The 13,509-nt window shown below is 68.3% G+C and carries 12 protein-coding genes; 1 reads left to right on the top strand and 11 read right to left on the bottom strand.

The features are described from left to right. Positions 1 to 14: 14 nt before the first annotated feature. Together hslU and hslV are read right to left on the bottom strand one after the other, a co-directional pair. The gene (hslU, locus tag IPP98_09545; protein MBL0179353.1) at positions 15 to 1,403 is read right to left on the bottom strand and encodes an ATP-dependent protease ATPase subunit HslU; all 1,389 of its coding nucleotides are present in this window, start codon (positions 1,401 to 1,403) and stop codon (positions 15 to 17) included. 119 nt (positions 1,404 to 1,522) lie between these two features. After that, the gene (hslV, locus tag IPP98_09540; protein ID MBL0179352.1) at positions 1,523 to 2,065 is read right to left on the bottom strand and encodes an ATP-dependent protease subunit HslV; all 543 of its coding nucleotides are present in this window, start codon (positions 2,063 to 2,065) and stop codon (positions 1,523 to 1,525) included. On the opposite strand from hslV, the gene IPP98_09535 reads away from it, so the two are divergent. Then, on the top strand, positions 2,048 to 3,067 hold the full coding sequence (locus IPP98_09535) for a hypothetical protein (GenBank protein ID MBL0179351.1): 1,020 nt from the start codon (positions 2,048 to 2,050) through the stop codon (positions 3,065 to 3,067). The two genes, hslV and IPP98_09535, sit on opposite strands and share 18 nt — an antisense overlap. 362 nt (positions 3,068 to 3,429) lie before the next feature. On the opposite strand, the gene IPP98_09530 is transcribed toward IPP98_09535, so the two are convergent. From IPP98_09530 to pilO, 9 genes are all read right to left on the bottom strand, one after another. Further along, positions 3,430 to 4,344, bottom strand: a complete 915-nt coding sequence (locus IPP98_09530) for a tyrosine recombinase XerC (protein ID MBL0179350.1) — start codon at positions 4,342 to 4,344, stop codon at positions 3,430 to 3,432. Positions 4,345 to 4,355: 11 nt separating this feature from the next. Then, complete coding sequence (trmFO, locus tag IPP98_09525; GenBank protein ID MBL0179349.1) at positions 4,356 to 5,651, bottom strand: methylenetetrahydrofolate--tRNA-(uracil(54)-C(5))-methyltransferase (FADH(2)-oxidizing) TrmFO; 1,296 nt, start codon at positions 5,649 to 5,651, stop codon at positions 4,356 to 4,358. Beyond that, positions 5,648 to 8,368: a type I DNA topoisomerase gene (gene topA / locus IPP98_09520; protein MBL0179348.1), complete on the bottom strand. Its 2,721-nt coding sequence runs from the start codon at positions 8,366 to 8,368 to the stop codon at positions 5,648 to 5,650. The genes trmFO and topA overlap by 4 nt, the downstream gene beginning before the upstream one ends. A 183-nt stretch (positions 8,369 to 8,551) precedes the next feature. After that, positions 8,552 to 9,049 (bottom strand): shikimate kinase, encoded by a 498-nt coding sequence (locus IPP98_09515; GenBank protein ID MBL0179347.1) that lies wholly within the window; start codon positions 9,047 to 9,049, stop codon positions 8,552 to 8,554. Between the two features lie 23 nt (positions 9,050 to 9,072). After that, the gene (locus IPP98_09510) at positions 9,073 to 9,390 is read right to left on the bottom strand and encodes a chorismate synthase (GenBank protein MBL0179346.1); all 318 of its coding nucleotides are present in this window, start codon (positions 9,388 to 9,390) and stop codon (positions 9,073 to 9,075) included. Then, entirely contained in the window at positions 9,387 to 10,397 is a 1,011-nt protein-coding gene (gene aroC / locus IPP98_09505; protein ID MBL0179345.1) for a chorismate synthase, read from the bottom strand. Before aroC ends, IPP98_09510 begins: the two co-directional genes overlap by 4 nt. 109 nt (positions 10,398 to 10,506) lie before the next feature. Then, positions 10,507 to 12,354 (bottom strand): AMIN domain-containing protein, encoded by a 1,848-nt coding sequence (locus IPP98_09500; GenBank protein MBL0179344.1) that lies wholly within the window; start codon positions 12,352 to 12,354, stop codon positions 10,507 to 10,509. Further along, positions 12,351 to 12,887: a hypothetical protein gene (locus IPP98_09495; GenBank protein MBL0179343.1), complete on the bottom strand. Its 537-nt coding sequence runs from the start codon at positions 12,885 to 12,887 to the stop codon at positions 12,351 to 12,353. Before IPP98_09495 ends, IPP98_09500 begins: the two co-directional genes overlap by 4 nt. Beyond that, positions 12,877 to 13,509 carry a type 4a pilus biogenesis protein PilO gene (gene pilO, locus IPP98_09490; protein ID MBL0179342.1) on the bottom strand — a complete coding sequence of 211 codons (633 nt, stop codon included), beginning with the start codon at positions 13,507 to 13,509 and terminating at the stop codon, positions 12,877 to 12,879. The genes IPP98_09495 and pilO overlap by 11 nt, the downstream gene beginning before the upstream one ends.

The following is a 13,509-nucleotide window of genomic DNA, read 5'->3' as shown; positions in this document are numbered from 1 at the left end:
TTGGGATTACTGTCCTACAGGATGTACTTCCTCAAATCATCATCCTGCACCACGCTCGCCAGCCGCTCCCGCACCGCCGCCCCATCGAGCCGCAGCTTGGTCGTCTTGCCGCCGTCGGGCAAATCAAAGAGGATGTCCTCGAGCAGCGTCGACATCACCGTGTGCAGCCGCCGCGCGCCGATGTTCTCCATCCGGTCGTTCGCCAGCCACGCAATCCGCGCCAGCTCGCTCACCGCCTCGTCCGAGAACTCCAGCACGCATCCCTCGGCCGCCACCAGCGCGGCGTACTGCCGCGTGAGCGAATTTTCCGGCTCGGTGAGGATCCGGACGAAGTCCTTCTCGGTCAACGGCTCCAGCTCGACGCGGATCGGGAAGCGCCCCTGCAACTCGGGGATCAAGTCGCTCGGCTTCGTCACGTGGAAGGCACCCGCCGCCACGAAGAGAATGTGATCGGTCCGCACGTGACCATACCGCGTCTGCACCGTGCTCCCCTCGACAATCGGGAGGAGGTCGCGCTGGACGCCTTGCCGCGACACGTCCGGCCCGCTGGTGCCCTTCTCGCCGGCGATCTTGTCGATCTCGTCGATGAAGACGATGCCGTGGTTCTCGACGCGGTCGAGTGCCTCGGAGACGGTGTCGTCCATGTCGACCATCGCCCGCAGCTCCTCGTCCTCGAGGATCCGCCGCGCATCGGGGACCTTCACCAGCCGCCGCTTCGGCTTCTTCGGCAACATGTCCATCAGCCAGTCGGCAAACGACGACTCCGGCGCATCCATCCCGTCCGGCGCACGCATCGCGTCGGGGTTGGGATAGTTCGCCGGCATCACCTCGACCTCGACTTCCCGGTCATCAAGCTTCCCGTCGAGCAGCATCGCCTTGAGCTTCTCGCGCGACGCCGCCTGCCGCTTCGCGAGCACCGCATCATCGGCGTCGCCATCGCTCGCCGGCAAGAGCAGGTCGAGCACGCGTTCGATCGCCCGCTGTTCCGCCTGCGGAAAGACCTCGTCCTCGCGCTCGGCGCGCACCAATGAAATGGCCGCGTCGACCAGGTCGCGGATCATCGCCTCGACATCGCGACCGACGTAACCCACCTCGGTGAACTTCGTCGCCTCGACCTTCACGAACGGTGCGCCGGCCAACCGCGCCAGCCGCCGCGCGATCTCCGTCTTGCCAACGCCCGTCGGGCCGATCAGGATGATGTTGCTCGGCGTGATCTCGTCGCGGATTCCCTCGGGCGCCTGCCCCCGTCGCCAGCGGTTCCGGATCGCGATCGCAATCGCCTTCTTCGCCGCCCCCTGCCCGACGATGTAACGGTCGAGCTCCGCCACGATCTGGCGCGGCGGCAGTTCCTCCAGCCAGGGCAGCGGCGGGGGGAGATCGGTGGGGGTGTCCGGTGCAGTCATGAATCCAATCCTTTGGGACGATGATCGATCATCGATGATCGATGATCGAGTGCTTTCATACAATTCATCACCTGCCCTGCTCCCGCGACCTATCGATCATCGACCATCGATCATCGCTTCTACTGCGGCAACTCCAGAATCGTCAGACTGGTATTCGTGTACACGCAAATCTCCGCCGCAATCCCCAGGCTTCGCTCCACGATCTGGCGCGCCGAGAGGCGCTCGTCGGGGAGGAGGGCGCGGGCGGCGGCGAGCGCATAAGTGCCGCCGGAGCCGACGGCGAGGATGCCGTCGTCGGGCTCGATCAGTTCGCCGGTGCCGCTGAGCAGGAAGACGTGGTCGAGGTCGGCGACGACCAACAACGCCTCGAGCCGGCGCAGGTAGCGATCGCTGCGCCAATCCTTGGCCAGCTCCGTCGCCGCGCGGGTCAGGTTGCCGGGGTAGCGATCGAACTTCTCCTCGAAGCGCTCGAAGAGCGTCAGGGCGTCGGCCACCGAGCCCGCGAAGCCGGCGAGGATCCGCCCGCCCTTGAGCGCGCGGACCTTCACGGCGTGCCCCTTCATGATCGTGTCGCCGATCGAGACCTGTCCGTCGCCGCCCAGGGCCAAGCGGCCATCCTTCCTGACGGCTAGGATTGTGGTACCGTGAAAAGTCGTCAGCATCGTCTGTGGCCCGTCCTCGTGGTGGTGCTGATCGTCGGCGCCATCGCGCTCCGCGCGACGACCCTGCTCCGATACGACCTCTGGTATGACGAACTTTACTCGGTATTCACGGCTTTGGGCGACCTCCCCCAGCTCTGGGCGTCGGCCGTGGCCGACCGGGTCCACCCCCCGCTCTTCTATCTGACCCTCTGGGGATGGCTCAAAGTGGTCGAGCCGACCCCCGCCGCCCTCCGGCTGCTCCCTCTTGGTCTCTACGTCGCCGCGATCCTTGCCAGCTGGTGGGCCGCGGCCTCACTCTCGCCGAGGGGCCGCGCCCTCACCGCGCTCGCGGTGGCGGTCTCCCCGATCGTCTTCGAAGCCGGCGCCGAGCTGCGAGGTACCATTCTGTTGGCGACACTGCTGGCGCTCGCCATCGGGGCCGCGCGTCGCCTGACGACCCCCGAGGGGCATCGACCGGCCGATCGTGCCATCCTCCTCGCCGCCGCCATCGCCGCGACCTGGACGCACTACTTCGCCTGGCCCAGTGTCCTCGCGGTGGTGCTGATCCTCGCCCGTCGGGGTCGCTGGCGCGACAGCCTCGTCGTGGCCGGGGCGACCGTGCTCGCCGCGATCCCGTGGGCCGTCGCCCTCGCCGCCAAGTCTCGCAGCTCCGTCGGCATCCAGTTGGCCTGGAGCCACCACCCGACGCTGCACGATGCGCTCTTCTTCCCCGGCACCCTGCTCGCCGACCGCACGCCTCTCATCGCGATGGCGATCGCCGCGCTGTTCGGCTGGCTGCTGCTGGCCAACGCGCTGCGCACGCCTGGCCAACGCGACCTCGCGCTGCTCGTGATTGCCCCGCCGCTCGCGCTCCTCGCCGGCGGCTGGGTCTTCGGGGTCGGCCTCTGGGACCCACGCTACCTGATCGGATCAGTGGTCCCGCTGGCATACTCTCGGCATGGGGTGCCCTCACCCCGGCGACCTGGCGGCTCCCTTGGCGCACGCTCACGGAGACGCTGCTGACGCGCGGCCCAAGGCAGCCCGTCTACGTCTTCGACGGCTTCACCGCACTCCCGCTCCGCTACTACGCGCGAATCAATGGCGAGGCGCTCTCCGTCCCCGAGATCAAGCAGTGGCCCGATGCCACGACACCGGCCGGTTGGCTGCTGCTGCGTCCGAGCAGCTTCCCGACCGGACCGAGCGCGCCGGAGCGACTGCGTGGAGCGGGGCGGATCGTGACGGATTCGCTGGCGAGTGGGACGGGGGTGAATCGGGTGGAGGGGTGGCGGTTTAGGTAGAAGGATGATGGATGATGGATGATGGATGATGGACCATCCACGGCGGTCGATGGATATCCCCCGTGGTGGTAGCTCATCCATCATCCATCATCCATCATCCTTTCTTTTCCCTCTCGGATGCGCATCCCGATACACCTGCTTCAGCCGCTCCACCGACGTATGCGTGTAGATCTGCGTCGTGCTGAGCGAGGCATGGCCAAGCAGCTCCTGCACGGCGCGCAGGTCGGCGCCGCCATCGAGCAGGTGTGTGGCAAAGGTGTGCCGCATCGAGTGGGTCACCATGCCGTCGGCGCCGATCGCGTCGTAGAAGCGATGCATCCGCCGTTGGATCGTGACCGGCGAGAGCCGCTTGCCGCGCCGCCCCACGAACACCGCCGGTTTGTCGGCACCCGGGAGGCGGATCACCGTCTCCCGCACGTTCAGGTATTGCCGCAGCGCCCGTGACGCGCGCGCGCCCAGCGGGACGATCCGCTCCTTCCGCCCCTTGCCGACGACCTTGACCTGATCGCTGAGCAAGTCGAGCCGATCCAGGTCCAACCCACGCAACTCCGAGAGCCGCAGCCCCGACGAATAGAAGAGCTCGAGCATCGCGAGGTCGCGCACGTCATCGAGCTCGCCCGACGCCGCCTGCTCCTCGGCGTACGCGAAGAGCCGGGTGATCTGCTCCTGCAGCAGGTACCCGGGCAGCCGCTTCTCGAGGCGCGGCAACTTCGCTGCGCGGATGGCGGGGATGTCGACGTCGTGATGGACGTGGAGCCACTTGTAGAAGGAGCGGATGGCCGAGAGCGTGCGGGCCGCGGAGCGGCGGGCCAGGCCGCGCCGTTCGAGTTCGCCGAGGAAGCCGCGGAGCGCAAGGCGATCGACCTTCTCGAAACTCCACGCGGCGCCCGCCGCACGACGTGCCAGGAATTCGGTGAAGGCGTCGAGGTCGCGGCCATATGCGACAAGGGTGTTGGGCGACTGGTCACGCGCCTTCTCCAGGTGCTCGAGGAACTCGCGCACCAGGGGCACTCTCACAGGGTGGACCGCCATGCCGCAAAATCCTGCCGCGCCCGCTCCACCGCCCGCGCCTTCCGCTCCACCTTCGTCGCGCGCCCCTCGATCGGATCGAGCAGCCCGAAGTTGGCGTTCATCGGCTGGAAGTGCGCCGGCTCCGCCTCTTGCAGGTAGCGCAACAATCCACCCAGCATCGTGCTCGGCGGCGGCACGCTCGGCGCCTCGCCATGCAGCACGCGCGCCAGATTGATCCCGCACAGGATCCCGGTGGCCAGCGACTCGGTGTATCCCTCGACGCCGGTCAGCTGCCCCGCGAAGAAGAGCGCCGCGCCATCCTTCACCTGCAGCGCAGGCCCAAGCGCGGCCGGCGCATTCAGGTAGCTGTTCCGGTGGATCGAGCCGTAGCGGAGGAACTCCGCCTCGGCCATCCCCGGAATGCTGCGGAAGACCTTCTGCTGCTCAGGAATCCGGAGCCGCGTCTGGAAGCCGACGAGGTTCCACATCTGCCCCGCCTTGTCCTCGCGCCGGAACTGCACCACCGCATACGGCTCGCGATTGGTGCGCGGGTCATGCAGGCCAATCGGCTTCATCGGCCCGAAGCGCAGCGTCTCGCGGCCGCGCTTCGCCATCTCCTCGACCGGCAGGCACCCCTCGAAGTACGGCACCTCGTCGAAGGCGTGGCCCTGGAACTGGTCGCCCGCCACCAGTGCGTCGATGAACGCCTCGTACATCGCCTTGTCCATCGGCGCGTTGAGGTAGTCATCGCCGTCGCCCTTCCCCCAGCGACTGAGCGCGTAGAGCTGGCTGTGGTCGAGGGAGTCGTGCGAGACGATCGGCGCGATCGCGTCGAAGAACGCCAGCGCGCCGGTGCCGAGGCGCGTGCTGATCGCCGTCGCCAAGGCATCACTCGTCAGCGGACCAGTCGCCACGATGCCGACCTCGGGGAGCGCCGTTGCTTCCTCGCGGACCACGGTGATCCGACTCGCGGCCTTGACGCGCGCGTCGACCAGCTGCGAGAAGACCTCGCGGTCGACCGCGAGTGCGGCGCCACCGGGGACGCGCGCCTCGTCGGCGCATGGCAACAGCTGCGAGCCCAGGTCGCGCAGCTCCTGCTTGAGCAGGCCGTGCGCGTTCTGCAGCTCGATCGACTTGAAGGAGTTGCTGCAGACCAGCTCGCCGAGCCGGTCGGTCTGGTGCGCGGCGGTCTTCACCACCGGCCGCATCTCGACCAGGGTGACGTCCACGTCACGCGCCGCCAGCGCGAGGGCCGCTTCGCAGCCCGCGAGCCCGCCACCGATGATGGTCGCCTTCATGCCGACTTCTTGGCGCTTTTCTTCGCGCTCTTCTTCGCGGACTTCTTCGCAGCCTTCTTGCGGGGTGCCGCTTTCTTGGCGCCGGTGCGGCCCTTCGCCTTGAGGCTCTTCGGTGCCTTCCCCTTCTCGGCGATCAGCTCCACCGCCGCGTCGAGCGCGAACGTCATCGGGTCGACGCCCTTCGGCACCGAGGCGTTCAAGTCGCCGTGCTTGACGTAAGGACCGTACTTCCCTTCGAAGAGCTGCACCGGCTTGCCGTCGGTCGGGTGCGCGCCGATCTCGCGAATCGGCGTCGCCGCTGCCCGGCCACCACGGCCCAGCTTCGGCTCGGCGAGCAGCGCCACGGCGCGGTCGAGCTGCACGGTGAGCACATCGTCGCCGGCCTTGAGCGAGCGGAACTCTGCCTCGCCCTTGCCGAGGTCGTGCAGGATATAGGGACCGAAGCGGCCGAGCCCGGCCTTCACCGGGCGGCCACTGACCGGGTGGTTGCCGAGCAGGCGCGGCAGCGCGAGCAAGCCGACCGCCATCTCCAGCGTCACCTGCGGGGGCGTCACGCCCTTCGGCAGCGACGCGCGCTTCGGCTTCTCCTTGCTCCCTTCGACCTGCTGGCCGAGCTGCACATACGGCCCGTATTGCCCGTCGAGCAGATAGATCGACTCGCCGTTGTCGGGATGCGAACCGAGCGACGCGGGTCCTTCAGCGCGCTGCCGCAGCAACTGCTCGATCCGTTCCGGGTCGAGGTCGGCGGGCGTGGCGTCGGCGGGAAGGTTGGCCTTGACCATCTGTCCGTCGAGCTCGCGCTCGATATAGGCGCCGAAGCGGCCGATGCGGACCACGCCCTCCACGCCCTCCAGTGCAATGGTGCGGCCCTCGTTCGACGGCAGCTTGGCCTTCTCCTCGACCTGCGCCGCGAGACCCTTCGGCCCCGAGTAGAACTGGCCGAGGTATTCGCGCCACGATTCGTCGCCACCGGCGATGTCGTCGAGCCGCCCTTCCATCTTGCGGGTAAAGGCCAGGTCGACCAGCTCCGAGAAGTGGCGGACGAGGAAGTCGCTCACCGCAAAGCCGGTGAAGGTCGGCACCAGTGCCTGCCCCTGGGCCACGACGTAGCCGCGCTCCTGAATGGTGCCGAGGATCGAGGCGTAGGTCGATGGACGGCCGATGCCATTCTCCTCGAGCGCCTTCACCAGCGACGCTTCGGTGTAGCGGGCCGGCGGCTTGGTCTCGTGGCCGACCGGCTCGAGCTCGGTGCAGGTCGGCGCGTCGCCGACCTTGAGCGGCGGCAGCGGATTGTCGCGATCCTCGAGCGCCGCATCCGGATCGTCGGAGCCTTCGACATACGCGCGGAGGAAGCCGGGGAAGTCGGTGCGGATCCCGCTCGCCTTGAACCGTGCCTCGCCGACGACGATCTCGGCGGTGGTGCTGGTCTTCTTGGCGTCCTTCATCTGCGAGGCGACGGTGCGCTTCCAGATGAGCGAGTAGAGCGCGAGTTCCTCGCCGCCCAAGCGCGTCTCTTCCGGCGTGCGGAAGGAGGAGCCGGCGGGGCGGATCGCCTCGTGCGCTTCCTGTGCGTTGGCCACCTTGTTGGCATAGACGCGGGGGGCGGGCGGGAGGTACTCGTCGCCGTAGAGGCGCGTCACGTTGGCGCGCGCGGCCTGGATCGCCTGCTCCGACAGTGCCGTCGAGTCGGTTCGCATGTAGGTGATGTAGCCGTTCTCGTACAGCTTCTGCGCCACCTGCATCGTCCGCCGCGCGCCGAAGCGCAGCTTGCGGTTGGCTTCCTGCTGCAGCGTCGACGTCGTGAACGGCGCATAGGGGCGCAGCGTGCGCGGCGTCTCCTCGACCGACTCGACGCGCCACGGCGCATCCTTGAGCCGGGCCACGAGCGCGCCGGCCTGCTGCTCGTCGAGGAGGAGCACGTCCTTTCCCGCGGCAATGCGGCCGGTCTGCTCGTCGAAGTCCTTGCCCGTCGCGAGGCGCTTGCCTTTCAGCGAGACCAGCCCCGCTTCGAACTCGGCGCTCTTGTGGGCCAGCGTGGCCGTGAGGTCCCAGTACGAACCGGTCTTGAAGGCGAGCCGTTCGCGCTCGCGATCGACGATCAGCCGCAGTGCCACCGACTGCACGCGACCCGCCGAGAGGCCGTTGCCGCCGACCTTGTTCCAGAGAATCGGCGAGACGGTGTAGCCCACCAGCCGATCGAGGATGCGCCGTGTCTCCTGCGCATGGATCAGGTTCTCGTCGAGGTCACGCGGATGGGCGAGCGCATCGAGGATCGCCTCCTTGGTGATCTCGTGGAACACCATCCGATGCACCGGGACCTTCGGCTGCAGCACCTCGAGCAGGTGCCACGAGATGCTCTCCCCCTCGCGGTCTTCGTCGGTCGCCAGGTAGAGGACGTCGGCGTCGCGGAGCAGCTCCTTGAGCTCGCGGATCGTTCCCTTCTTGTCTGGGGTCACGATGTAGAGCGGCTCGAATCCCTCGTCGACATTGACGCCGTACTTGGCCCACTTCTGGTCCTTGTACTTCGGCGGAATCTCGGCGGCCTTCCGCGGCAGGTCCCGCACGTGGCCCATCGAGGCCGCCACCGTGAAGCCGGCCGGGAGGAAGCCGCGAATCGTCTTCGCCTTGGTCGGCGATTCGACAATCACCAACGCACGACTGCCCAGCCCTCCGGAGGAGGACTTGGGGGCGGCGCGTTTGGTGGTGCGAGTGGCCATGATAGTCCTGAGTCGTTAGTCGTTGGTCGTTAGAGGTTGTCGAACCGTCGCAGTCGCGGCACTCCGTAGTGGAGTTTCTAATGACTAACGACTAACGACTAACGACCAACGTTTGTCCGTAAATACCCCTGCCAGTTGCCTTCCGGCAAGTACCACCAACGCAAATCGTTGCTTTTCAACGCCTTACCAGCCGCCGTATTGCCTCGCCGCGACCACGATCGATTCGGCGGCGGCGGCGGGGGCCGCACGCCCCACGGCAACCTCGACGCCGGCCAGTCGGTACCAGCGTTCCCGCTCGACCAGCAGCTCCCGCAACGCCGCGTCCGGATCGCGTCCCTCCAGCAACGGTCGACCCCCCTGGGCGGCCACCCTTCGCGCAGCATCGGCCGGATCCAGCGACATATATAGTACGAGTGCGAACGGCTCGGCTTCGAGGAGGTTGCCGGGCTGGGCAATCCACCCCCCACCGGCAGCGATCACCTGCGGCCCGTCGGCCAGGGCCGCCGCCATCGCCGCCCGCTCCCGCGCGCGGAAGCCGGCCTCACCTTCCTCGGCCCAGATCGCTGGAATGGTGCGTCCCGCCTCGGCCACGATCAGGTCGTCGAGGTCGCACCAGCGCGCTTCGAGCGCGGCCGCCACCAGCGGGCCCACGGTGCTCTTCCCCGCCCCCGGAAGGCCCACCAGGATCAGCGAGCGCGTCGTGCTCAGCGCTCTTCCTCGGGCGCTGGCGCATCGCGCAATGCGGCCCAACGCGCCCCCGCCGAGGCGAGATAGCTGGCGTGGTTGCGCTGCATCTCCGCGAGCGAATCGCCGCCGAACTTTTCGATCATCGCGTCGGCCAGCACGATCGCCACCAGCGCCTCCGCGATCACACCCATCGCGGGGACCGCGGTCACGTCGGAGCGCTCGCTCACCGCGTTCGCCTCACCACCGGTCGCCAGGTTCACCGTCTTGAGCGGCGACATCAGCGTCGAGATCGGCTTCATCGCAACCCGCACCACCAGCGGCTCGCCGGTCGTCATCCCGCCCTCGAGCCCGCCGGCGTTGTTGCCGACGCGGCGGAACCCGGCGCGGGGGTCGGGCCTGAATCCGGCCCGCCCGGCGCCCCCCCCCCCCCCCCCCCCCCCCCCTTGCTGTGGGACGCATGCGTCGCCCCTACCAAAATCGACGATCCGTGCGCGTCGTTGGGTGTCGGGATCGTGGCCACGATCGGATCGTGGACCGCCGATCCCGGCCGCCGCGCCGCCTCGAACCCCAGCCCGATCTCGACGCCCTTCACCGCGGGGATCGACATCAGGATGCCCGCGAGCCGCCCATCGAGCTTGCGATCCCAGCTGACATGCGAGCCGAGGCCCACAGGAAGACCCTGCGCCACCACCTCGATCTCGCCGCCGAGCGTGTCGCCGTCCTGCTTGGCCTGGTCGATCCGTGCGATCATCGCCGTGCCGGCCACCGGGTCGAGCGTGCGCACCGGCGAGGCATCGGAGGCGTCGTTGAGCGGCGTGGGCAACACCGCAGGCACCGTGGCGCGAATGCCGCCGAGCGAGACGAGGTGCGAGCCGATGTCGATGCCGAATTCGGCGAGCAGCCGGCGCGCGACGGCGCCGGCGGCGACGCGTGCCGCGGTCTCGCGGGCGGACGCGCGCTCGAGGATGTCGCGCGCATCGACGCGATCATACTTGAGCACGCCGACGAGATCGGCGTGGCCCGGGCGCGGGCGGGTCACCCGGCGACGGCGCAACTCGCCCGGCGTCCCCTCGGCCGACATCACCTCTTCCCAGTTGGCCCAGTCGCGATTGTGGATCAGCATCGCGATTGGCGACCCGATTGTCTCGCCGGCGCGCACGCCGGAGATCCACTCGATGCGGTCCTGCTCGATCTTCATCCGGGCGCCGCGGCCGTGGCCCTGCATGCGGCGGCCGAGGTCCGTGTCGACGGCGTCGGCGGTGATCGGCAATCCGGCGGGGACGCCCTCGACGAGCGCGAGGAGGGCCTTGCCGTGCGATTCACCGGCGGTGCGGAAGGTCAGTGGCATAGTGGAGGGAAGCTAACACCCGGGGGTGGTGCCGAGGCGAGGGGGGCAAACGACAAGGCGCCCGGCCGAAGCCGGGCGCCCTGGTCCCGCGAGCCGCGTGGGCTCAGGGGACGATGTTCTGCGCGTCGTCCACGATCCGCGGCATGACCAGGATGATCAGGTCCTTGCGGTTCTCGCGGTTCTCCGTGAAGGAGAAGAGGTTGCCGATGAAGGGCAGCCCGGAGAGGAGCGGAATCCCGTTCCGGTTGCGCGTCACGGTGGTGATGGTCAGGCCGCCAAGCATCGCAGTCTCGCCATCGTTCACCAGCGTGCGGGTCTCGGCGTACTGCTTCGGAATCGTGAAGCCGAGGTCGGCCGCGGCGAGCGGCTGGATCGACGACCGCTCCGCCTTGATCTCCATCGAGATCTGCCGGTTGGCGGTGACGTGCGGCCGGACGATCAGCTTGATGCCGGTCTCCTTGAAGGTCACGTTGGCGCGCGGCGCCTGGTTGACCTGGCCGAACGACGAGGCGTCGATGACGCGGACCGGCGTTTCTTCACCGGACCAGATCGTCGCTTCGTTGTTGTCGAGCGTGTGGACCAACGGCGAGGCCTCGACGTCCGTCAGTTCAACCCGCTCGAGGGCGGAGAGGAACGACGTGACCGAGAAGCCGCCGATTGCGGTCGAGAAGACCAGGTCGAGCGCGGACCCCGAGATGAGTGCGTCGGCGTTCGAGATCGCGGAGACCGCGCTGCCGCCGAGGTTCACGACGTTCACGTTCGGGTTGTACGGCTGCCCGGTGAGCGGATCGGGACGGGACACCAGCTTGTTGAAGAACTGATCGGCGGTGCCGATGTCGTACTTCAGGCCGAGCTGCTGCAGGTCGGTGCGATCGACGTAGATCAGCTTGGCCTGGATCGCCACGAGCGGCGTCCGGATGTCGAGCTGGTCGACGAATTCGAGGATCCCCGGCATCCGCGTGCGCGTGTCGGTGATGATCAGCGAGTTGCTGGCGGAGTCGGCGACGACCGAGCCGCGGTCCTTCAGCATCATCGCCTTGAGTGAATTGACGACGTCGCCGGCGCGGGCATAGTTGAGCCGCTTCTGGCGGGTGTCGAGGACCTCGACGGCGTCCAGCTTGGCGAGCTCGGCCGGCGCGTCGACGCGGATGATCCCGCCGCGCATCTCCATCGCCGAGAGGCCCTGCTGGGCCAGCACCGCCTCGAAGGCGTACGGCCAGGGCTGATTGATGATCGACATCGTGACGTCGCCGACGACGCCCTTCCCCGGCACGATCGAACGGCCCGAGAAGACGGCGAACTGGTTCAGCACGTCGCCGATCGGCGTCTTGTCATAGGTGACCGAGATCGGGCGCATGTCCTGACCCTGCTGCCCGGCCTGCGGCGAGATCGTCAGGCCACTGGCGTAACGGTCGCCGCTCTGCGAATACGAGGCGGCAGCGGGACGCTCGCGCGTCGGGGCCCGCGTCGCCGCCACCGGGGCGGCCGCATCGGCAAGCGCCTCGGACACGACGGTCGCGCTCTTGGCGCCGCCCAGGCCGGCATTCCACGTCGCAAACGGCTCGTCGGCGAAGGTAACCGTCACCACGCCCGGCGTCTCGCGGTTCACCGAGTAGCTCGGCAAGCGATCGAGTTCGAGCACGATGCGGACAATGTCCGTGGCGTACTGATTCACCCGGACATCGACGACGCGGCCGCGCTTGAGGCCGTCGTAGCGACCGAGGTCGCTGACCTTGGCACCCTGGATGTCGAGCACCAGGCGGGCCGGGTCCGGCAGGGTCGACTCCTTCACCGTGACGGTGCCGGAGACGGTGATCGCGAGACGGGCCGTCCCTCCACCGCTCGAGAGCGCCAGCGCCGTGACGGCCGCATCGGGAAGGGGACGGAGCGACGCCGGAGCGGCGGCCACGAGGGCCGGCAGCAGCAGCCAGGAAAGGGAGCGGGTCATCATGGAGCGTCCTCCGTCTTGCGGAGCGAGTAGGTCTGTTCTCGGACGGTGCCGAAATCGTTCATCCGAAGTACCACGTCCTTGGCCTGGACGGAGGCGACGAGGAGGCGGCCGATGCGGTCGCCAGGGCGGACGTTGTACCGCAGGGAACTGCCGATGTCGCGGAACGTCGCGACGCTGTTGGCCGGCGACCGTTCGTCGTACATGATGCCGACGAGACGGAGGTCCGGGAGTTCCGGGCCGCGCGCTTCGGTGCTGATCACGGTGCGGAACGGATCGCGCGACGCGACGTCGTAGCCGAACGACTCGCGGAGCAGCGGGTGATCGCCGGCGAGACCCGCCGTGTCGAGGACGATCGGCTCGGCCTTCACGACCGGCTTCGCCGCTGCGGCCTGCTTGGCGGTCGCGCCCGAGGCCTCCTCGGCGGCGGCGGCCTGCTGGGCGGCATTGGTCGAGTCGGCGATCTCGGTGGGGTTCTTGCCACCGCCACACGCGGCCACCAGCATCAGCAGGAGCAGGAGGGGCTTATTGCGCATCGGGCGCCTCCGTGGCGGTGCTGTCGACCTTGGCCTTCACATAGGTCCGGATGGTGAAGCGTGCCTCGATCATCGCCGTGGTGTCGCCGAGTGCCTTGGCCCGGGCCATGTCCGCGGCCGCCAGCTTCACGTCGCTCGACACCATGATCCGCCGCAGCGAGGCGACGTCGGTGAGGAAGGAGCCGACCTGGTGGTAGCGGCCGATCACGGCCATCTGATAGGCATAGGTGTCGAACGGCGCCGGGCCTTCCGAGGTCGGCAGCACGGTGAAGTCGGCGACGTTGACGCCGCGCACCTTGGCGCGGATCTGGATGTCGTCGAGCAGGTTCGCCACTTCGCGCTGCTCCGGCACCAGGGCGCGGAGAATCTGCAGCGAGGAACTGAAGGCGGCTGCCCGCTTCTTCACGTCCTCGACGGACTCCTTGGCGAGGTCGCGCTTGGCGGTGTCGATCTGCGCCTCAAGCCCCGTCAGCGTGTCCTGCAGCGCCGCTGCATGTGCGCTCCGGGCCCGCAATCCCTCGATCCCGAGAAGATTGAGTCCGTCGCCACTCCAGCCGGCATAGCCGACCACGAGGGCGATCAGGCCCAGCAGGATGGGGGTGGTCTTCGGTGTGTCGGCCAT

It is taken from the genome of Gemmatimonadota bacterium (assembly GCA_016720805.1).
GTDB lineage: Bacteria > Gemmatimonadota > Gemmatimonadetes > Gemmatimonadales > GWC2-71-9 > Palsa-1233.
This window is presented reverse-complemented; position numbering and strand designations above follow the sequence as displayed.

Bases quoted from the DNA above. Each gene is read 5' to 3' on its own strand.
- hslU (MBL0179353.1), bottom strand. From the start codon at position 1,403: ATGACTGCACCGGACACCCCCACCGATCTCCCCCCGCCGCTGCCCTGG.
- hslV (MBL0179352.1), bottom strand. From the start codon at position 2,065: ATGCTGACGACTTTTCACGGTACCACAATCCTAGCCGTCAGGAAGGAT.
- trmFO (MBL0179349.1), bottom strand. From the start codon at position 5,651: ATGAAGGCGACCATCATCGGTGGCGGGCTCGCGGGCTGCGAAGCGGCC.
- topA (MBL0179348.1), bottom strand. From the start codon at position 8,368: ATGGCCACTCGCACCACCAAACGCGCCGCCCCCAAGTCCTCCTCCGGA.
- IPP98_09510 (MBL0179346.1), bottom strand. From the start codon at position 9,390: ATGACGACCGGCGAGCCGCTGGTGGTGCGGGTTGCGATGAAGCCGATC.
- IPP98_09500 (MBL0179344.1), bottom strand. From the start codon at position 12,354: ATGATGACCCGCTCCCTTTCCTGGCTGCTGCTGCCGGCCCTCGTGGCC.
- IPP98_09495 (MBL0179343.1), bottom strand. From the start codon at position 12,887: ATGCGCAATAAGCCCCTCCTGCTCCTGCTGATGCTGGTGGCCGCGTGT.
- pilO (MBL0179342.1), bottom strand. From the start codon at position 13,509: ATGGCCGACACACCGAAGACCACCCCCATCCTGCTGGGCCTGATCGCC.